Here is an 18,215-nt window from a genome sequence, read left to right as displayed (position 1 = left end):
GCCGGGGATGACTCGCGCGCATCTCTGGGCGTACGCCGCGCCGGGGCTCGGGGTGTCGTTCCTCTCGACGCTCGTGCTCGTGATGTACCTGAACTTTGCGGCCGACGTGCTCGGCGCTTCGATCGGCGTGGTCGGCACGATCTTCCTCGTCGGCAAGGTTTGGGACGCGGTCTCCGATCCGCTCGCGGGAAACTGGAGTGATCGCACGCGCTCGCGGCTCGGCCGGCGGCGCTCCTGGATGCTCGCGTCCGCGCTCCCGCTCTTCGCGTTCGGCGCGATGGCGTGGGCGCCACCGCAGGGGCTCTCGCCCTTCGCGCTCCACGCCTGGATCGCCTTCTCGATCGTGGGCTTCTACACGGCGCAGACCATGTTCGACGTGCCGAACATGGCGCTCGGCGCGGAGCTCTCGCATTCGCAGGCCGAGCGCAACCGCATCTTCGGCGTGCGCCAAGTCGTGCGAACGCTCGGACTGTTCGGTTCGTTCGGCCTCGGCACGTACGTGCTCACGCAATCGGCCGATCCCCGCGGCGCGGCGGTTTGGCTCGGCGTCGGCGTCGGCCTCGCGACCGCGGCATCGATCGTCTGGGGCGTGCTCGCGCTCCCGCCCGAGCGCAGCGACTACACCGGACGCGGCGGCCTGAGCCTCTGGAAGTCGATGCGCGACGTGTGGGGGAACCGGCTCGCGCGCCTCTTGCTGTTCGTGTTCTTCATCGAGTCATTAGGGGTCGGCGCGATCGGAGCGCTCGTGCCGTTCGTGATTCGTTACGTGATGAAAACTCCCGAGCTCGTTCCAGCCATGCTGATCGTCTACACCACGTCGACCCTGCTCGCGGTGCCGCTGTGGGTGCGGCTCGCGCGCAGGTTCGAGAAACGCCGGCTTTGGCTGTGGGCGATGGTTCAGGGCGGCCTCGGCTTCGGCATGCTGTTCTGGCTCGGCGAGGGCGACTGGCTGCTCATGTCGATCTCCTCGGTCGTGGCAGGCACCGCGAATGCGTGCGGCGCGACCCTCGGCCAGTCGCTCAAGGCGGACCTGATCGACGTGGACGAGCACGCGACGGGTGAGCGCAAAGAAGGCGCTTACTTCGCGGCATGGAGCTTCGTCTCGAAGCTCGCGACGGGCGTGATGATCGGAATCACCGGGATCGCGCTCGATGCCGCGGGCTACGTCGAGAACGCAGATCAATCCGAAACGGTGAAGCGCGCGATGATCCTGCTGATGGGAGGCGCGCCCATCGTCGGCTACGGCATCGGAACGCTCGCGTTCCTCCGCTTCGATCTCACGCAGGCCACACACGCGCGCATTCGCAGCGAGCTCGACGCACGCGCCGCCGCGCGCACGCCGTGAGCGCGCTGCCCGACATCTCGCCGATGCCGCCGCGCGCAGCGGGCGCGCTGCCGTGGCTCGGCGCGGGGATCGGCTTGCTGCGCGCGCCCACCGAGTTCTTCGCGGCGCAGCGCGCGAAGCTCGGCGACACGTTCGTGGTCGACGCGCTCGGCTATCGCCTGTGCTGCGTGTTCTCGCCGAAGGGCGTCGCCGCGCTCTACGCCGCGCCCGAGGATCACGCGAGCTTCGGGCTCGCCACGTTCGAGCTCGTGTTCAAGCACAAGATTCCGCTCGAGCTGGCGATCGGCCGGCGCAATCGCCCGCACGATCTGTTCAAGAACCCCGACGTCGAGACGTACCTCGACAACCTGCACCGCGCGGTCGCGCTCGAGCTCGAGGCATTGGGGACGAGCGGCGAGCTCGAGGCGTTCCGCGAAGCGAAGCGACTCGGGTACAGGCTCGGCCTCGCGTCGTGGGCCGGGCTCGAAGCGGCGTCACCGAAGTACCTCGATCGCATGATTCGCGCCTTCGACCGACTCGACACGGGCGACTCGTTCGTGAAGCCGATCTCGACGTTCTGGAGCACCGCCACCGGCAAGCGACGCGAGTGGGCCGCGATGCGCGAGATCGAAGCGATGCTCGGCGAGATCCTCGACGCGCGGCGCGCGAGCGGCGCCGCGCACGACGACTTCCTCGCACGGATCGAGGCGAGCTTCGCGGACGTGGCGTTGCCCGAGCGCAACGTGCAGGTGGCGCGCGACGTGATGCTGATCCAGATGGGCGCGCAGTCGAACCTGCCCGCCGCGCTCGCGTGGACGCTCGTGAACTTGCTGCTGCATCCGGCGCTGCTCGAGCGAGTGCGCGCGGGCGACGACGCGCTGCTCGAGCGCTGCGCCTACGAATCGATCCGCTTCGCGCAGCGCTCGATCACGCTGCGCCGCGTGCTGCGCCCGTTCGAGCTAGAGACCGAGCAAGGCAAGCTCACGCTCGCACCGGGCGTGTTCCTGACGACCATGCTGTCCGTGACCAACCCGACTGCCGCGCCGGGCCTCGATCGCTTCGACCCGGATCACTATGCCGGGCGCAAGCTCGCCGACGACGTGCTCGCGGCGCTGCCCGCGCGCGAGCTCGTCTCCACCTTCGGCCACGGCCGGCACAGCTGTCCCGCGCAGCGCTTCTCGATCAGCGCGATTCGCGTCGCGGTGCGCGCGCTGGTGGAACGCTTCGAGCTGCAGCCGCGCTTCGCGAGCGCGCGGCCGCGCCGCCGCCAGATCGGCGGCGTCGCGCGCGCCGAGGCGCCGTGCCCGGTCGCGTACCACGCACGCTGACGGCGCCCACGCGAAACGCGCGCGGGCAAGCGGCGCGCAGGAGGCGCACGTAACGCGCGAGCGCGGCGCTCGGCCTCACGCGTAACCCCCCGAATCCGCCCGCTTTTTCTGACGCGTCGCGTTGAACGCGAAAACCTCGTCCGTTACCGTGCGCGCCGCTTTTCGGCCCCCCATCGGTGCTTCTCGCGCGATCGCCGCGCGCCCAGTTCCTCGGGGTCCGGACGAACCTCGATGGAGAGCACGATGAAGATTCTCGTTTGCTTGAAGCAGGTGCCGCACGCCGACGCGCGCCTCGACATCTCGGGCGACGGCCAGTGGATCAAGGAAGACGGCATCAAGTTCGAGATCAACAGCTACGACAGCTTCGCGCTCGAAGAGGCGCTGCGGCTGAAGGACAAGGACGCCTCGACCGAGGTGGTCGTGGCGTCGATCGGGCCCGAGCGCGTGACGCAGGCGCTGCGCACCGCCCTCGGCATGGGCGCGGATCGCGCGGTGCACGTGAAGGACACCGCGGTCGACGGCAGCGACGCGCTCGGCATCGCGCGCACGCTCGCCGCGGTCGCGAAGAGCGTCGGCTGCGACGCGGTCTTCATGGGCCTGATGAGCGACGACTCGAACGCGTCGGCCGTGGGCCCGATGCTCGGCGAGCTGCTCGGCATCCCCAGCGCGACGGGCTGCGTGAAGACGGAGAAGACCGCGAGCGGCTTCCGCGTCGAGCGCGAGCTCGAAGGCGGCGCGCTCGAAGTGGTCGACCTCGAAGGCCCGTGCGTGCTCGCGGTGCAGACGGGCCTCAACCAGGTCCGCTACGCGTCGCTGAAGGGCATCATGGCCGCGAAGAAGAAGCCGATCGACGTGAAGACCGCGGCCGACCTCGGCCTCGCGGGCAAGGTCGGCGCCGCCGCGGCGAAGGTGAAGATCCAGAAGATTTACGCGCCGCCGAAGGGCTCGGGCGCGCAGATCCTGAAGGGCAGCGCGGACGAGGTCGTCGCGGGGCTCGTCACCAAGATCAAGGAGCTCGGCCTGCTCTGACGAGCAGCGTCGAACGCGTGGAGAACTGAGATGACGATTCTCGTTGTTGGTGAAATCCAGAAGGGCGCCGTTCGCGAGGCGAGCTACGAGCTGATCGCGTTCGCCAAGAAGATCGGCGGCGACGTGAGGGGCCTCGTGATCGGCAGCGGCGTCTCCGCCGCGGCCGACGAGTTCGCGAAGAAAGGCGCCGGCACGGTGCACGTCGCCGACGACGCCGCGCTCGCGAGCTACAGCGCGGACGCGTACACGCGCGTGATCAAGGCCGCGGTCGCCGCTTCGGGCGCGACCACGGTGCTGATCTCGAACACGCCCTCGGGCTGGGACGTCGCGGGCCGCGTAGCCGCGGGCCTCGACGCGGCGTTCGTGTCCGACGCGTTCAACTTCGCGGACGGCGCGTTCATCCGCCGCGTGTTCAACGGCAAGCTCGACGCGCGCATAGTCGCGAGCGGCGGCAAGACCGTCGTGACGGTGCAGCCCGGCGCGAACAAGCCGTTCGAAGGCTCCGCCGACGGCAAGGTCGAGAAACTCTCGGTCGACCTCGCGGGCCTGAAGGCGAAGTTCGTCGAGACGAAGGTGGCGGCCGCGAAGGGCCACGACCTCACGAAGGCCGACATCATCGTGTCGGGCGGCCGCGGCGTCGGCGCGCCGGAGAAGTTCGGCGAAGTGATCAAGCCGCTCGCCGACGCGCTCGGCGGCCAGATGGGCGCTTCGCGCCCGGTGGTCGACGCGGGCTGGCTGCCCCACGAGTACCAGGTCGGCTCGTCGGGCCAGATCGTGACGCCGAAGCTGTACGTCGCGTGCGGCATCAGCGGCGCGATCCAGCACCTCGTGGGCATGAAGGGCGCGAACTACATCATCGCGATCAACAAGGACCCCGACGCGCCGATCTTCGAGGTCGCGCAGCTCGGCGCAGTAGGCGATCTGTTCGAGATCGTGCCGAAGCTGACTGCGGCGGTGAAGGCGGCGAAGGCCTAGGTAAGCGACGCAAAGCGTCGCGCGCAGCGAGGCGACGGGACCGCCGAGGCGCCGCGAGTTCGCGCACCCTTGACGAAACGTGACGCCCGCAAGACTCGGTGATTGAGGAGAATGCGATGCCCGATACGTCCGACTTTCACAACGGGATGAAGCTCGAGATCGAGGGCGACCCCTGGGTGATGACGTACTTCCAGCACGTGAAGCCCGGCAAGGGCGGCGCGTTCGTGCGCACCAAGATCAAGAACCTGCGCACGGGCAAGACGGTCGACCGCACCTACCGCGCGGGCGAGCGCGTGGTGGAGGCCGACGTCGAGGACCGCAACATGCAGTACCTGTACGCGGAAGCGGACGGGCTCGTGTGCATGGACAACCAGAGCTTCGAGCAGATCACGATCCCGCTCGAGCAGGTCGGCGACGCGAAGAACTACCTGCAAGAGAACGCCGAGGTCTCGGTGATTCTCTACAAGGGCCAGCCGATCAACATCGAGATCCCGTCGTTCGTGATCGCGAAGGTGGTCGAGACGGAGCCCGGCATCAAAGGCGACACCGCCAGCGGCGCCACGAAGAAGGCGAAGATCGAGACGGGCGCGACCGTGCTCGTGCCGCTCTTCATCAAGGAAGGCGAGAAGATCCGCGTCGACACGCGCACCGGCGCGTACGTGGAGCGCGCGGCGTAACGCGCCTTCGAGACGAAGCCCAACGACGGGCGCTTCCGGAAACGGAGGCGCCCGTTTCGTTTGACCGGCCGGAACGTGCAGCGTTAGGGTGCCCCGTATGAGTCATCGCGATCGCATCACGATCGAGCCCGGCAAGCGCAGCGGAAAACCGTGCATCCGCGGCATGCGCATCACCGTGGGTGACGTGCTCGAGTACCTCGCGAGCGGCATGACCGAGGCGCAGCTGCTGGCGGAGTTCCCGTACCTCGAGCACGAAGACATCCTCGCGTGTCTGGAGTACGCCGCGGATCGCGAGCGGAAGTTCGCAGCCGCTTGAAGCTGCTGTTCGATCAGAACCTCGCTCCCTCACTGGTGCGACGGCTCGCGGCGCAGTTTCCAGGTTCAGCTCACGTCTTCGACATCGGGCTCGGCACTGCGCGCGATCGAGATGTTTGGGATTTCGCCCGTGAGAACGGCTTCGCGATCGTCAGCAAGGACTCTGACTTCCACCAACTCAGCGTGTGGCGTGGACCCCCTCCGAAGGTGATCTGGGTTCGGCTGGGGAACTGCTCGGTCGACGAGGTAGACGAGGCGTTGCGGTCTCGGGTCCGAGCGATTGAACAGTTCGACGCGAGCGCTGAAGCCTTCCTCGCGATCGAGGCAATGCCATGAACGCGCGATCGGCCTAGGTTCGCCGCCGATCCGGAGCGACGAAGCATGCGCGGCGACCAACTCTCGCGACAGTGGAAGCTGATTCAGCTGCTCGCGAAGGCGCGCTACGGCGTCGTGCCCGACTCGCTCGCGGACGAGCTCGGCGTGAACCGGCGCACCGTCTACCGCGATCTCGACGCGCTGATGTTCGCGGGCTTCCCCGTCACGAGTGAGCGCCGCGACACGCACGTCTACTGGCGCGTGATCGACGGCTTCAAGCTCGGCGACACGCCCTTCACGCCCGACGAGCTGCTCGCGCTCGGCTTCAGCGAGGACTTGTTACGGAGCCTCGAGGGCACCGTGTTCCACGACTCGATCGCGAGCGCGCTCGCGAAGATCCGCGCGAGCCTCGGCCCCGAGCTGGCGGGCTTTCTCGCGAAGCTGCGCGAGTCGTTCCGCGTGCTGCCCGGCCCGCACAAGAACTACGCCGATCTCGCGGACGTGATCCGCGCGCTCAACGAGGCCGTGCTCGCGCGGCGCACGGTGCGCATGAAGTACACGACGGCGCGCACGGGGAAGACGCAGGCGCGCGAGTTCGATCCGTATCGCGTGTGGTATCGGAGCGGCGGGCTGTACGCGATCGGGCACGACCACAAGTCGGGCGAGCTGCGCACGTTCGCGGTGGATCGCGTCCGCGCGCCCGAGCTCACCGAACAGCGTTTCAGCGTGCCCGACGACTTCGACTTCGAGGCGCGCGCGGCTTCGGCGTTCGGTGTCGTGATCGAGCCGCCCGAGCGCGTGCGCATCCGCTTCGGCGCGCGCCGCGCGCTCTACGTGCGCGAGCACGACTGGCACCCCTCGCAGCAGATCGAGGCTCTCCCGGGCGGCGAGATCGAGCTGCGCATGGAGGTAGGCCCCGGCGAGGAGATCGCGAGCTGGGTGCTCTCGTTCGGCGCGGACGCGGAGGTGCTCGAGCCCGCTGCGCTGCGCGCGCACGTGGCGAGCGAGCTGGCGCGCGCGGCGAAGCATTACGGCGCACCGGCGAAGAGGAAGCGATGAGCGGGGCGAGCGCCGCGCCGGCTGCGCCTGACGACCGCGCGCTCGACCCGGTGTGCGGGATGCGCGTCGCGCGCGACGGCCCGCATCAGTGGACGCACGCCGGCACGCTCTACCACTTCTGCAATCCGCGCTGCCTCGCGCGCTTTCAGGCGGAGCCCGCGGTGTACCTAACACCTCGTGCGGCCACGACGCCCGATCCGAGCGACACGCGCGAGTACATCTGCCCGATGGACCCCGAGGTGCGCCAGATCGGCCCCGGTGCGTGCCCGATCTGCGGCATGGCGCTCGAGCCGCGCGAGATCACCGCCGAGACCCCGGACAACCCCGAGCTGCGCGACATGCAGCGGCGCTTCTCGGTGAGCGCCGCCCTGACAGGTCCCGTATTCGCGCTCGCGATGGGCGAGATGATTCCGGGCTGGCCGCTCGCGCACGATTTCCCCGCCGCGTGGGTGCAAGCCGCGCTCGCGACGCCCGTGGTCGCCTGGGGCGGCGCGCCGTTCTTCGCGCGCGGCTGGGCCTCGCTGCGGCCATGGCGCCCGAACATGTTCACGCTGATCGCGCTCGGCACCGGCGCCGCGCTGCTCGCGAGCCTCGCGGCGCTGCTCGCGCCCGGCGCGTTCCCTGCCGCGATGCGCGACACGCACGGCCGCGTGCCCGTCTACTTCGAGGCCGCCGCGGTGATCGTGACGCTCGTGCTGCTCGGCCAGGTGCTCGAACTGCGCGCGCGCGAGCGCACCGGCGACGCGATCCGCGCCCTCCTCAAGCTCGCGCCGAAGACCGCGCGGCGCGTGACCGACGACGGCGACGAGGACGTGCCGCTCGAGCGGGTCGCTCCCGGAAATCGCCTGCGCGTGCGACCGGGCGAAGCGGTTCCCGTGGACGGCACGGTGCTCTCGGGCGAGAGCGCGGTCGACGAGTCGATGATCACGGGCGAGCCGATGCCCGTCGCGAAGGCGCGCGGCGCTTCCGTAACAGCCGGCACCGTCAACGGCGCGGGCAGCTTCGTGATGCGCGCCGACGCGGTGGGGCGCGACACGCTGCTCGCGCGCATCGTCGCGCTCGTCGCCGACGCGCAGCGCACGCGCGCGCCGAGCCAGCGGGTTGCGGACGCGGTGAGCGCGTGGTTCGTGCCGGCGGTGGTCGCCTGCGCCGCGCTCGCCGCGCTCGCGTGGCTCGCGTTCGGCCCCGAGCCGCGCTCTGCGCACGCGCTCGTCGCCGCGGTCTCCGTGCTGATCATCGCCTGCCCGTGCGCGCTCGGGCTCGCGACGCCGGTGTCGATCATGGTCGCGACGGGCCGGGGCGCGCGTGCGGGCGTTCTCTTCCGCGACGCCGAGGCGCTCGAGCTGCTGGCGCAGGTGGACACGCTGCTCGTCGACAAGACCGGCACGCTCACGGAGGGCAAGCCCGCGCTGGCGAGCGTGCTGCCCGCGGACGGCGCGAGCGAGCTCGAGCTGTTAGGGACCGCCGCCGCGCTCGAGCGCGGCAGCGAGCATCCGCTCGCGGCGGCGATCCTCGCGGGCGCCGCGGCGCGCGGCATCGAGCCGCTCGCCGCGCAAGGCTTCGAGGCGCGCACGGGGCTCGGCGTGCGCGCAAGTGTGAACGACGCCGACTGCGCGCTCGGCAACGCCGCGCTCATGCGCGAGCGCGGAGTCGACGTCGCGCCGCTGCGTGCGCGCGCCGAGGAGCTGCGGCGCACGGGGCAAACCGTGATGTTCGCCGCGCGCGGCGCGCAGCTGCTCGGGCTGATCGGCGTCGCCGACCCCATCAAGCGGGGCGCAGCGCAGGCGATCTCCGCGCTCCAGCGCGAGGGCGTGCGCATCGCGCTCGTCTCCGGCGATCAGCGCGCCACCGCGGAGTTCGTCGCCAAGCAACTCGGCATCGACGAAGTCGTGGCCGAGGTGTTGCCGCAGCAGAAGCTCGACGTGGTGCGCGAGCGCCAGCGGCGCGGCGAGCTCGTCGCGATGGCGGGCGACGGCGTGAACGACGCGCCTGCGCTCGCCGCCGCGAACGTCGGCATCGCGATGGGCGCGGGCGCCGACGTCGCGCTGCGCAGCGCCGGCGTCACGCTCGTGCGCGGTGAGCTCGCGGCGCTCGTGCGCGCGCGGCGCCTCTCGCACGCGACGCGCGCGAACATCCGCCAAAACCTGTTCTGGGCATTCGCCTACAACGCGCTCGGCGTTCCCCTCGCGGCCGGCGCGCTCTATCCCCTGACAGGCGCCCTGCTCTCGCCGATGGTCGCGGCCGCCGCGATGAGCCTCAGCAGCGTGAGCGTGATCGGCAACGCGCTGCGGCTGCGGAAGATCGACCTATGACCCGACTCGCTCGCGCGCTCGCCGCCGCCGCACTCTCGATCGCGAGCGCGGCGCAGGGCGAACCGACTTGGCGAGAGCTGCTGACGGGCATCCGGGAGACCTTCCCAGGCGTCCCGCAGATCGGCGCGCGCGAGCTGCGGGCGAGCGTCGGTCCAAGAACGCTGATCGTCGACGTGCGAGAGCGCGAGGAGTACGACGTGAGCCGCTTGCCCGGCGCGCGCTGGACGCAGCGCGTTTCCGACGTGCGCGCTTGGTTCTCGAGCGGCGACTACGAGCGCGTCGTCGTCTACTGCTCGGTCGGCTACCGATCGTCGAAGTTCGTCCAGGAGCTCCAGCGCGCGGGCTTCGCGCACGCGGCGAATCTCGAAGGGTCGATCTTCGCGTGGGCGAACGCGGGCTACCCCCTCGAGAACGAGGACGGCCCGACCTCGCTCGTGCACCCGTTCGATCCCCGCTGGGGTCGCCTGCTCGATCGCAAGTTCCATCCAGCCGCGCCCTGAGGCGAGGCTTCACTTTCGCTGCCAGCGATCCCGCGCGTCGAGCACGCTGCGCGCGGCGTCGCCATCGAGCCAGGCGCGCGCGGCTTGGTCACCGCGCAGGTAGGCGTCCCAGAACGCGGTGCTGAGCGCGAGCACGGCGCGGTGGTGGTTCGGATTGCGCGGCTTCGCTTCGCCCGGCAGCGCACGGTCGCCGAACGCGTCGTGCTCGGCGCCGTCGAGCACGAGCTCGTACTTGCTGCCGTTCGGCAGCGCGGGGAACACCTCCAGACGTGAAGCCGGCGTTTGACCGCCGATCCGCGCGCCGTCGTGGGTCCCGGTCATCAACAGCCACGGAATCTTCACGGCGCCGAACGCTTCGCGTGCGCTGCCCCGGCGCGGCTTGCTCGGGCTCATCGCGAGCGCGGCGTAGATGCGCGCGTCGGTGAAGCGTGCGCCTACGAGCGGCGCGCGTTGACCGCTCACGAGCTGCGTCGTCACCGCGCCGAAGGAGTGGCCCGACATGCCGACCCGTGTCACGTCGAGCTTTCCGGCGAGCGCGTGGCCCGGCGCCGCGGGCCACTCCGCGAGCGCGTCGAGCGTGGCCTCGACGTCGGCGGCGCGCTTCATCGCGTTGCTCGGCGTCGCGGCCTCTCGCATCGCTTCCATGCGCTCTTCGCGCGGCAGGTCCTTCCACACCGATTCATCGCTACCCGGGTGTTGCATGAACACCGCGACGTAGCCGCGCGCGCTCCAGTGCTCGCCGAGGTAGCGGTTGTTATTGCGCGAGCCGCCGAGCCCGTGGCTGTAGAGCACGATCGGCGCGGGCGCGGAGAGCTTCGCGGGCGTGTACACGCGCAGCGGGATCTCGCGTGAGCCGTCCCGCGTCGTGAGCTCGAGCGCGGGCCCTGCCGCGCCATTCGCCAGCGCGAGCGGGTCGTACTCGGCGCGCGCAGCGGCCGAGAGCGCGACGGCGGCGGCGAGCGCGAAAAGCACGCAGCGCACTGCGGTGGCGAGAACTGAGACCAGCATCGTGTCTTTCCCTGCGAAGGCGCGGCTTCCCCGTGAACCCGCGAGGTCGCGCAGAGTTGCGGAGTCGCCGCGCCGGCCGCCAGCGGCCAGTGCCGAATGCAGCGCCGCGGTGCAACATCGCCAAAGAGGTGGACGCTTGAGCTCTGCGATCGAAACGGAGCGAGCACACGGCGACGGCGCAGCGCGCGAAGTCGAGCGCGCGCTCGCCGAGGTGCGCGAGCGTGGAGTCGCGGTCATCGAGGGCGTGCTCTCGCAGAGCGAGGCGCGCGCCGCGCGCGCGGCGCTACTCGAAGCTGCAGCCGAGAGCGAGCGCCGCGGCGTCGCGACGTTCATGCCGGCGCTCGACCCGAACGCCGCGAACGTGCGCGTGTTCAACCTGCTCGACATGCACGAGATCTTCCGCGAGCTGATCCTGCATCCGCTCGCGGCTGCGCTCGTGCGCGGCGTGTTGGGCGAGCACTTCGCCATCTCGAACTTCACCGCGAACATCGCGCGCCCCGGCAGCGGCTCGATGTCGCTGCACTCGGACCAATCGCTCGTGGTGCCCGAGCCTTGGCTCGCGCCGTGGAGCATGAACGTCGTGTGGTGCCTCGACGACGTGTACGCCGAGAACGGCGGCACGCTCTACCTACCCGGCAGCCAGCGCTTCACGCGGCGCGCGGAGGTCCCTGCCAATCCGCTCGCGCAAATGAAGGCGTTCACGGCGCCGTGCGGATCGATCGTCGCGATGGACGGGCGCGTCTGGCACACCTCGGGTGCGAACGTCACGAAGAACACGGAGCGCGCGCTGCTGTTCGCCTACTACTCCGTCGACTTCCTGCGCCCACAGGTCAATCACAACGTGACGCTCTCCGCGGAGACGCAGGCGCGGCTCTCGCCGGAGCTGTTCGCGCGGCTCAAGCTCGGCGCAGATTCCAACTTGCGCATCGGCGGCGAGATCATCGGCGAGCGCCCGCGCCCGCTCGGCGGTGCACGGTGAACAAGCGCGCCGAAATGGGATTCGCGCCGCGCGAGATCGCGCACGCGGAAGGCGCGCAGCCCGTGCGCTCGCAGCGCGAGCCGCTCGCCTCGCTGCCACTGCCGGCGCCGACCCGCGCGATCCCCGACGCCCTGCGAAACGTGCGGGAGCTCGGCGTCGCGGTGATCCCCGACGTGCTGACGCGCGAGCAGCTCTCTCGCGCGCGCGACGCTATGTACCGCGCGGCCGACGACGACGTGAAGCGCGGCCACGCTCAGCACGGCTTCGGGCTCGACGTGGACGAGAAGAACGTGCGGGTGTGGAACCTGCTCAACCGCGACCCGGTGTTCAGCGATCTCGCCGAGCATCCCGCCGCGATCGAGCTCGTGCGCGCGACGCTCGGCTGGCCGGCGCTGCTCTCGAACATCTCGGGCAACATCACCGGCCCCGGCGCCGCGCGCGGCGTGCTCCACGCGGACCAGATCTTCGTGCCCGAGCCGTGGGCCGCGGCGCCGCAGGGCATGAACGTGGCGTGGTGCATCGACGACTTCACGCGCGAGAACGGCGCGACCGAGGTCGTGGTCGGCTCACATCGCTGGAATCGGATGCCCAGCGAGGCGGAAGCGGAGAGCGTGCGGATGCTCCCGGTCGAGGCGCCGGCCGGCAGCGCGATCGCGTTCGAGAGTCGCGTTTGGCACCGCACGGGCGCGAACACTTCCCGCGACAAGCGCCGCGCCGCAGTGTTTCCGTTCTACACGACGACGACCTACCGCACGCAAGAGAACTGGTTCCTCTCCCTGAGCCCCGGCGTGGTGAACGCCGCCTCGGAGACGCTGCTCACCCTGCTCGCGTACAAGAGCGAGGGATTCGGGCTCGTGTACGGGCGCTCGCCGCGCTGAGGATCACCCTTGCCGAGTCACCCGCTCTTCGACCTGAAAAGCCGCGTCGCGCTCGTGACGGGCGCGGGCTCCGGCATCGGCCGCGCCTGCTGCGAGACGCTCGCGAGCCTCGGCGCGCGGGTCGTGTGCAGCGATCTCGACGCGAGCACCGCGCAGGACACCGCGGGGCGGCTCGAGGGCGCGGGGCACTTCGCGCTGCGCCACGACGTGACGAGCGCCGAGGACTGGCGCGCGGCGCACGACGAGCTGCGCACGCGCTGCGGCCGCCTCGACGTGCTGGTGAACAACGCCGGCATCATGCTCGCGCGCGGCTTTCTCGAAGCCTCGGTCGAGGATCTGCGCGCGCAGTACCGCGTGAACGTCGAAGGCCCGTGGCTGGGCATGCACACGCTCGTGCCGCTGCTGAAGGAGACGGCCCTCGCAAAGGCCGTGAAGCCGTCGATCATCAACGTCTCGTCCGTTTACGGCGAAGTCGCGGGCGATCGCTACGCGGCCTACAGCGCGTCGAAGGGCGCGATCGCGATGCTCTCGCGGGCGGTCGCGCTCGAGCTCGCGGCGAGCGGCATCCGAGTGAACGCCGTGCTGCCGGGCCCGTGCGCGACGAACCTCGGCGCGAAGCACGAGCCGATGCGCGGCGCCGATGGCGCGCCGCTCTCGCTCCAGGAAACCATCGCGTACTGGCTCGCGAAGATGCCGATCGGACGCATGGGCGCAGCAAACGACATCGCACCCGTCGTCGCGTTCCTCGCGTGCGACGCGTCGATCTTCGTCACCGGCGCGCAGCTCGTCGCGGACGGCGGCTACTCGATCTTCTGACGCCGACGCAGCGCGCCGGGTCGGAGGCTCACGCGACGAGGGGCAGCAGCCCCGTCGCGGCGCCGCCACGCGAGTCGACCATCATGCCCACCTTGCGCCAACCGGCCTCGGTGCGCTCGGTGATCAGGCCGAGGCGCTGCAGGTTCGGCACGACGGTGTGCATGAAGATGGGGCTGTTCAGGTCCGCGAAGTTCGGCATCGAGGTGATGATCTGCATGAACGGCAGCGCGTCGATGCCGTACTTCGGGCCGAGCACCTTCAGCATGTCGAGCTGCTGATTCGCGTTGAGCGTCTCGAGCAGCGCAAACGCCCAGTCCTCCATCTCGTGCTTCTCGGCCTCGCTCGCTTCCTTCACGACGCGGCGCATCGTGAGCACGCCGAACGCAGCATGCCGCGCCTCGTCCTGCTCGATGCGCTTGATCATCTCCGTCACGAACGCGTTGCGGCTCATCGTGCGCATCAGGTCCATGATGCCGACCGCCGTGCCTTCGAAGAGCGTCTGCATGCCGAGCGTCTTCTTCTGCACGCCCTGCGCCTCGAGCAGCTGGTCGAGCAGATACTTCAGCGTGCCGCCGACGGGGTAGATGCCGTTCATCTTGCGCGTGAGGAACTTCGAGAGCACCTCGACGTGGCGCGCCTCGTCGATCACCTGCGACGCCGCGTACCACTTCTGATCCATCTTGTCGCACACGTTCACGAGCTGGCCGCAGAGCTGGAGCGCGGCCTGCTCGCCGTGCAGCAGCTGCGAGAGCAGGTAGTTGAGCTCGTCGAACGCGGCTTGTTTCTGCGTCGCCTCGTCCTTGCCCATCAGCTTCGTCGCCTGCGCGAGCAGCGAGCCCTCGGGCGCGAGCACCCAGTCGTCCGCCGTCACGGGAATCGTCCAGTCGAGGTCCGTCTCGGCGTTCCACTGCGCGGTCTTGCCCTTCTCGTAGAGGTTGCGCAGCTCCGCGACTTCGCTCCCGTACTCCCAGGTCCAGTTCACGGCGAGTGCGACGTCGTCGTTCACCTTGTTGCGCAGGCGCGCGGCGACCTCGTCTGCCACGTCCACGACTTCGAACTGACCCAGCTGCTTGCGGTGCTCGGGGAGGAACTTGTTCACGACTCATCTCCTTGAATGCGGGCGCATCCAACCGTGCTCGATCAGACCCAACACTTCGCGCTTGCGGCGAGCGATCGCCTCGGCGCTGAAGATTTCGCCGGCGAGCTTCTCGCCGAACTCGCCGCTCGCGAACGGGTAGACCGTGGCGCCGATCAGCGTCTGGATCGCGTCGGGCACCGAGATCGGCCGCAGCGCGCCGGCGGCGATGCCGTCCGTGATCGCCTGCGCGATGCGCGCGATCAGCGCGTCGAGGCGCGCCTGCGACGCCGCGAGATCGGGCGAGTCCGGGGAGATGTCGTCGTCCTCGAACACGCTCCGTAACAACAAGCGCGCGGCCGGCGGGTCCTCGGCGAGCGTGTCGATCAGCGCGACGACGGCCGAGGCAAGCTGGGCGCGCGGATCGCTGCTCGCGTCGAGGGCGCGGCGTATGCGCAGGTCGATGCGCTCGAGCACGCGGTCGAGCACCGCCCCGTACAGCGCGGCCTTGGTGGCGAAGTGGTGGAACAGCGAGGACTTCCCGAGACCCGCGGCCTCGGCCACTTCGCGCAGCCCGACACCCGCGTAGCCACGCTGCGCGAAGCGCGCCTCGGCGACGTCGAGGATCTTCTCGCGTGAGGTGAGATGCACGCTGCGGGGGCCTCGCTGGACTCGGATGACCTCACGACCAATCGGTCGAATGCGGTACGCACCTTAGGCGACCGATCGGTCGGGCGGCAAGTCGCCCTGGGGGCCCCGGGGTTCAGGGCGAGACGACCTCGACCTCGCCGTACTGCGCGGCCACTTCGCCAAGCGCTTCCGCGGGGCCCACGAGCACGATTGCGGCGCGCTCGGGGTGCACGAGCGCGTTCGCGGTCGCAGCGATCTGCTCGGGCGTGATCGCGCGCATCCGCGCGCGGTACGTGTCGAGGGTGTCGCGCGGGAGGCCGTACACCTCGAGATCGAGCAGCGCGCGCATCACGGCCTCGGAGGTTTCGAGCTGCAGCGGGAAGGAGCCGACGCGCTGACTGCGCGCACGTTCGAGCTCGTCCCCTGCGGGCGGGGACGCGCGCAGGCGCTCCAGCTCCTCGAATGTGCTCGCGAGCAGCTTCCCCACCTCGGACACGCGCGTGAACGTGCTCACCACGAACGGCCCCGGCACGCGGTACTGCGCGAACTGCGCGTAGATCCCGTAGGTGAGGCCCTCGGTCGCGCGGATTCGGTTCATCAGACGCGAGGAGAAGCCGCCGGCGCCGAAGGCGGCGTTCATGAGCTGCGCCTCGAGGCGGCGTTCATCGGTGCGCGCGATTCCCTCGTGGCCGATCGCCACCTGCACCTGCCCGAGCTCCGGGCGATCCACGATGACGACGCGGCGCTTCTCGGGCGCAGGCGCCGCGTCCGGCAGCGCCGCAAGCGGCGCTCCGCTCCACGCGCCGAAGGCGGACTCGGCGCGCGCGAACAACGCACCGGGATCGACGTCGCCGACGGCCCAGAGAATTCCTCCCGGCGGCTTAACAACTCGCGCGTGGAAGGCGCGCGCGTCTGCGGGGCCGAAGCGCGCGACCGTCTCGTCGAGCCCCGCGGACGGTGTCCCGAGCCTGTGCGCGCCGTAGAGCGCGCGCATGAAGTGCTTCGTCGCGAGCCGCGCGGGATCGTCTTGCGCCTGCGCGATCGCGGCGCGCTGCTCGGCGACCAGCTGCTTCGCCTCCTCGAGATCGAAGCGCGGCCGGCGCACCACGTCGGCGAGCACGGCGAACAGCGCGTCGAAATCCTGAGAGAGCCCGGAGACGCTCGCGCGCAGCGAGTCCCAGTCCGCGTTGAGGGAGAGATCCGCGCCGAGGTCGTCGACCGCTGCGGCGAGGTTGAGCTTGTCGCGCGCGCCGGCGCCGCGCTCCATCAGCGCCGCGGTGAAGACCGCGAGGCCCGCCTCGCTCGGCGCCTCGATCGCGGCGCCGCGCAGCGCGATGAAGCCTGCGCTGAACTCGGGCAGCCGGCGATCCTCGAGCACGATCACCTGCAACCCGTTCGCGAGCGTGCGCCGGTGAAGCCTCGCGGCATCGACGATCGGGCGATCCGCCGCGACGACCGCGGGCATCTCCCACGCGAACGGCTCGCGCGCCGCGTCGGGCTTTGTGGCGCTCGCACAGCCTGCGAGAACCGTCGTCATGGCGATCGCGGCGAATGCGCACCTCACGGCTGGCCCTCCTCGTCCGCCGCGGGCGGGAAGACCTGCACCACGTTGCGCCGGTGCGGCGCGAGGTACTGCTTCACGACGCGCTGCACGTCCGCGGGCGCGACCGCGCGCAGCGCAGCCAGCTTCTCCGCGAGCGGCTCGATGCGGCCGTACGCGACGTAGTCCTGCGCGATGCGGCTCGCGAGCGCGTGCGCGCTGCCCTGCCCGCGAATCCACTGCACCTCGAGCGCGCGCCGCGCGCGGCGCAGCTCGCTCTCACTCGGCGGCGTCGCGGCGAGCTTCGCGATCTCGTCATGAATGATCTTCTCCGCCGCTGCGACATCGGCGCCGGGCACGAGCGTCGCGCCGGCCATGAACACGCCCGCGCGCTGCAGCTCCCAAAAGAACGCGCTCGGCTCGAGCGCGAGGCGCGCCTCGTCCACGAGCGCGCGATGCAGCCGCGAGGTGCGCCCGCCCGCGAGAATGCCGCTCGCGATGTCGAGCGCGTCCGTATCGGGGCTGTGCGTGCTCGGGCCTTGGTAGGCGCTCAGCAGAATCGGCGCGCGCACGGGGAAGTGCTCGATCGCGCGGCGCTCGCCGTTCTGCTCGGGCTCCTCCTGCGGATTGCGCGGAATCGACGGCGCGGTGCGCAGCCAGCCGAAGTGCTTCTCCACGAGCGCGAGCGCCTCGTCCGTGTCGAAGTTCCCCGCGATCGCGACCACGAGGTTGTTCGCGGCGTAATAAGTGTCGAAGAACGCCCGGCAGTCGGCGGCCGTGACCTTCTCGAGGTCGCTCTTCCAGCCCACGGTCGGCACGCGGTACGGATGCGCCTGATACGCGAGCGCCATCGCGCTCTCGAACGCGATGCCCTCGGGGTCGTTCTCGCTGCGCAGCCGGCGCTCCTCGATCACCACCTGACGCTCCGCCTTCAGCGCTTCCTCGGTCACCTCGAGATTCGCGAAGCGCTCGCCCTCGAGCGCGATCACGAGCGGCAGATGCTCGGGCGCGACGTTCTCGAAGTACACGGTCACGTCGCGCGACGTGTACGCGTTGATCGTTCCGCCGCGCTCTTCGACGAGCTTCGTGTAGGCCTCGGGGCCGAGCTTCGAGAGATTCTTCGAGCCGAGGAACATCATGTGCTCGAACAGGTGCGCGATTCCGGTGAAACGGCTCTCGTCGCCCGATCCCACCTTCGCCCACACCTGCAGCGAGACGACCGGCGTGGCGTGGTCTTCGAGCGTGAGCACGTCGAGCCCGTTCGCGAGCTTCGTGATGCGCGTGCGAAGGGCGGGATCGTCGAACTCGGGCTGCACACTTTCGGCCGCGAGTCCGCCGACACACGAAAGTGTCACGGCCATTGCGGCCAGACTTCGAGCGATGAATCGCACGCGTTTCCCCTTTCGCGGCGTCGGGTGGCGGCGCACCTTATCCGGCACTCGATCTCCCGCAACG

The 18,215-nt window shown here is 70.3% G+C and carries 18 protein-coding genes; 13 read left to right on the top strand and 5 right to left on the bottom strand.

Annotated elements, in window-relative coordinates:
* The first annotated feature begins 7 nt into the window (after positions 1-7).
* The 10 genes from FJ091_10840 (at position 8) to FJ091_10795 (ending at position 9,834) form a co-directional block, all read left to right on the top strand.
* Complete coding sequence (locus tag FJ091_10840; protein MBM4383851.1) at positions 8-1,345, top strand: MFS transporter; 1,338 nt, start codon at positions 8-10, stop codon at positions 1,343-1,345.
* The gene (locus FJ091_10835) at positions 1,342-2,652 is read left to right on the top strand and encodes a cytochrome (GenBank protein ID MBM4383850.1); all 1,311 of its coding nucleotides are present in this window, start codon (positions 1,342-1,344) and stop codon (positions 2,650-2,652) included. Before FJ091_10840 ends, FJ091_10835 begins: the two co-directional genes overlap by 4 nt.
* Positions 2,653-2,895: 243 nt before the next feature.
* Entirely contained in the window at positions 2,896-3,681 is a 786-nt protein-coding gene (locus FJ091_10830) for an electron transfer flavoprotein subunit beta/FixA family protein (protein MBM4383849.1), read from the top strand.
* 30 nt (positions 3,682-3,711) lie between these two features.
* A complete protein-coding gene (locus FJ091_10825; protein MBM4383848.1) occupies positions 3,712-4,656 on the top strand; it encodes an electron transfer flavoprotein subunit alpha/FixB family protein in 945 nt (314 codons plus the stop codon).
* 116 nt (positions 4,657-4,772) lie between these two features.
* Positions 4,773-5,333, top strand: coding sequence for an elongation factor P (gene efp / locus FJ091_10820; GenBank protein ID MBM4383847.1), 561 nt, complete (start codon positions 4,773-4,775; stop codon positions 5,331-5,333).
* 97 nt (positions 5,334-5,430) lie between these two features.
* The gene (locus tag FJ091_10815; protein MBM4383846.1) at positions 5,431-5,649 is read left to right on the top strand and encodes a DUF433 domain-containing protein; all 219 of its coding nucleotides are present in this window, start codon (positions 5,431-5,433) and stop codon (positions 5,647-5,649) included.
* Positions 5,646-5,984, top strand: a complete 339-nt coding sequence (locus tag FJ091_10810) for a DUF5615 family PIN-like protein (protein MBM4383845.1) — start codon at positions 5,646-5,648, stop codon at positions 5,982-5,984. Before FJ091_10815 ends, FJ091_10810 begins: the two co-directional genes overlap by 4 nt.
* A gap of 45 nt (positions 5,985-6,029) precedes the next feature.
* The gene (locus FJ091_10805; GenBank protein ID MBM4383844.1) at positions 6,030-7,022 is read left to right on the top strand and encodes a transcriptional regulator; all 993 of its coding nucleotides are present in this window, start codon (positions 6,030-6,032) and stop codon (positions 7,020-7,022) included.
* A complete protein-coding gene (locus tag FJ091_10800) occupies positions 7,019-9,334 on the top strand; it encodes a heavy metal translocating P-type ATPase (GenBank protein MBM4383843.1) in 2,316 nt (771 codons plus the stop codon). Before FJ091_10805 ends, FJ091_10800 begins: the two co-directional genes overlap by 4 nt.
* Complete coding sequence (locus FJ091_10795; protein ID MBM4383842.1) at positions 9,331-9,834, top strand: rhodanese-like domain-containing protein; 504 nt, start codon at positions 9,331-9,333, stop codon at positions 9,832-9,834. Before FJ091_10800 ends, FJ091_10795 begins: the two co-directional genes overlap by 4 nt.
* A gap of 9 nt (positions 9,835-9,843) precedes the next feature.
* Here FJ091_10795 and FJ091_10790 read toward each other — a convergent pair whose 3' ends face one another.
* Positions 9,844-10,842, bottom strand: a complete 999-nt coding sequence (locus FJ091_10790; GenBank protein ID MBM4383841.1) for a dienelactone hydrolase — start codon at positions 10,840-10,842, stop codon at positions 9,844-9,846.
* A gap of 136 nt (positions 10,843-10,978) precedes the next feature.
* Here FJ091_10790 and FJ091_10785 point away from each other — a divergent pair, with 136 nt between their 5' ends.
* The 3 genes from FJ091_10785 to FJ091_10775 are packed head-to-tail and all read left to right on the top strand — an operon-like array spanning position 10,979 to position 13,515.
* Positions 10,979-11,821 carry a phytanoyl-CoA dioxygenase family protein gene (locus FJ091_10785; protein MBM4383840.1) on the top strand — a complete coding sequence of 281 codons (843 nt, stop codon included), beginning with the start codon at positions 10,979-10,981 and terminating at the stop codon, positions 11,819-11,821.
* Positions 11,822-11,835: 14 nt separating this feature from the next.
* On the top strand, positions 11,836-12,699 hold the full coding sequence (locus tag FJ091_10780) for a phytanoyl-CoA dioxygenase family protein (GenBank protein ID MBM4383839.1): 864 nt from the start codon (positions 11,836-11,838) through the stop codon (positions 12,697-12,699).
* A gap of 9 nt (positions 12,700-12,708) precedes the next feature.
* The gene (locus FJ091_10775) at positions 12,709-13,515 is read left to right on the top strand and encodes an SDR family oxidoreductase (GenBank protein MBM4383838.1); all 807 of its coding nucleotides are present in this window, start codon (positions 12,709-12,711) and stop codon (positions 13,513-13,515) included.
* 28 nt (positions 13,516-13,543) lie between these two features.
* Here the strand turns inward: FJ091_10775 and FJ091_10770 are convergent, their stop codons facing one another.
* From FJ091_10770 to FJ091_10755, 4 genes are all read right to left on the bottom strand, one after another.
* Positions 13,544-14,614 carry a diiron oxygenase gene (locus tag FJ091_10770; GenBank protein ID MBM4383837.1) on the bottom strand — a complete coding sequence of 357 codons (1,071 nt, stop codon included), beginning with the start codon at positions 14,612-14,614 and terminating at the stop codon, positions 13,544-13,546.
* Between the two features lie 3 nt (positions 14,615-14,617).
* A complete protein-coding gene (locus FJ091_10765) occupies positions 14,618-15,241 on the bottom strand; it encodes a TetR/AcrR family transcriptional regulator (GenBank protein ID MBM4383836.1) in 624 nt (207 codons plus the stop codon).
* Positions 15,242-15,353: 112 nt separating this feature from the next.
* Positions 15,354-16,784, bottom strand: coding sequence for an insulinase family protein (locus tag FJ091_10760; GenBank protein ID MBM4383835.1), 1,431 nt, complete (start codon positions 16,782-16,784; stop codon positions 15,354-15,356).
* The gene (locus FJ091_10755; protein ID MBM4383834.1) at positions 16,781-18,121 is read right to left on the bottom strand and encodes an insulinase family protein; all 1,341 of its coding nucleotides are present in this window, start codon (positions 18,119-18,121) and stop codon (positions 16,781-16,783) included. Before FJ091_10755 ends, FJ091_10760 begins: the two co-directional genes overlap by 4 nt.
* Between the last annotated feature and the right edge of the window lie 94 nt (positions 18,122-18,215).

This window comes from Deltaproteobacteria bacterium (assembly GCA_016875395.1).
Classification (GTDB): Bacteria; Myxococcota_A; UBA9160; order UBA9160; family UBA6930; genus VGRF01.
The sequence above is the reverse complement of the archived record's forward strand: the minus strand, read 5'-3'. Positions and strand labels throughout refer to the sequence as shown.

Excerpts from the sequence above, each read along its gene's own strand:
- efp (MBM4383847.1), top strand. The coding sequence starts at position 4,773 with ATGCCCGATACGTCCGACTTTCACAACGGGATGAAGCTCGAGATCGAG.
- FJ091_10825 (MBM4383848.1), top strand. The coding sequence starts at position 3,712 with ATGACGATTCTCGTTGTTGGTGAAATCCAGAAGGGCGCCGTTCGCGAG.
- FJ091_10790 (MBM4383841.1), bottom strand. The coding sequence starts at position 10,842 with ATGCTGGTCTCAGTTCTCGCCACCGCAGTGCGCTGCGTGCTTTTCGCG.
- FJ091_10795 (MBM4383842.1), top strand. The coding sequence starts at position 9,331 with ATGACCCGACTCGCTCGCGCGCTCGCCGCCGCCGCACTCTCGATCGCG.
- FJ091_10840 (MBM4383851.1), top strand. The coding sequence starts at position 8 with ATGACTCGCGCGCATCTCTGGGCGTACGCCGCGCCGGGGCTCGGGGTG.
- FJ091_10815 (MBM4383846.1), top strand. The coding sequence starts at position 5,431 with ATGAGTCATCGCGATCGCATCACGATCGAGCCCGGCAAGCGCAGCGGA.
- FJ091_10830 (MBM4383849.1), top strand. The coding sequence starts at position 2,896 with ATGAAGATTCTCGTTTGCTTGAAGCAGGTGCCGCACGCCGACGCGCGC.
- FJ091_10780 (MBM4383839.1), top strand. The coding sequence starts at position 11,836 with ATGGGATTCGCGCCGCGCGAGATCGCGCACGCGGAAGGCGCGCAGCCC.
- FJ091_10800 (MBM4383843.1), top strand. The coding sequence starts at position 7,019 with ATGAGCGGGGCGAGCGCCGCGCCGGCTGCGCCTGACGACCGCGCGCTC.
- FJ091_10755 (MBM4383834.1), bottom strand. The coding sequence starts at position 18,121 with ATGGCCGTGACACTTTCGTGTGTCGGCGGACTCGCGGCCGAAAGTGTG.
- FJ091_10805 (MBM4383844.1), top strand. The coding sequence starts at position 6,030 with ATGCGCGGCGACCAACTCTCGCGACAGTGGAAGCTGATTCAGCTGCTC.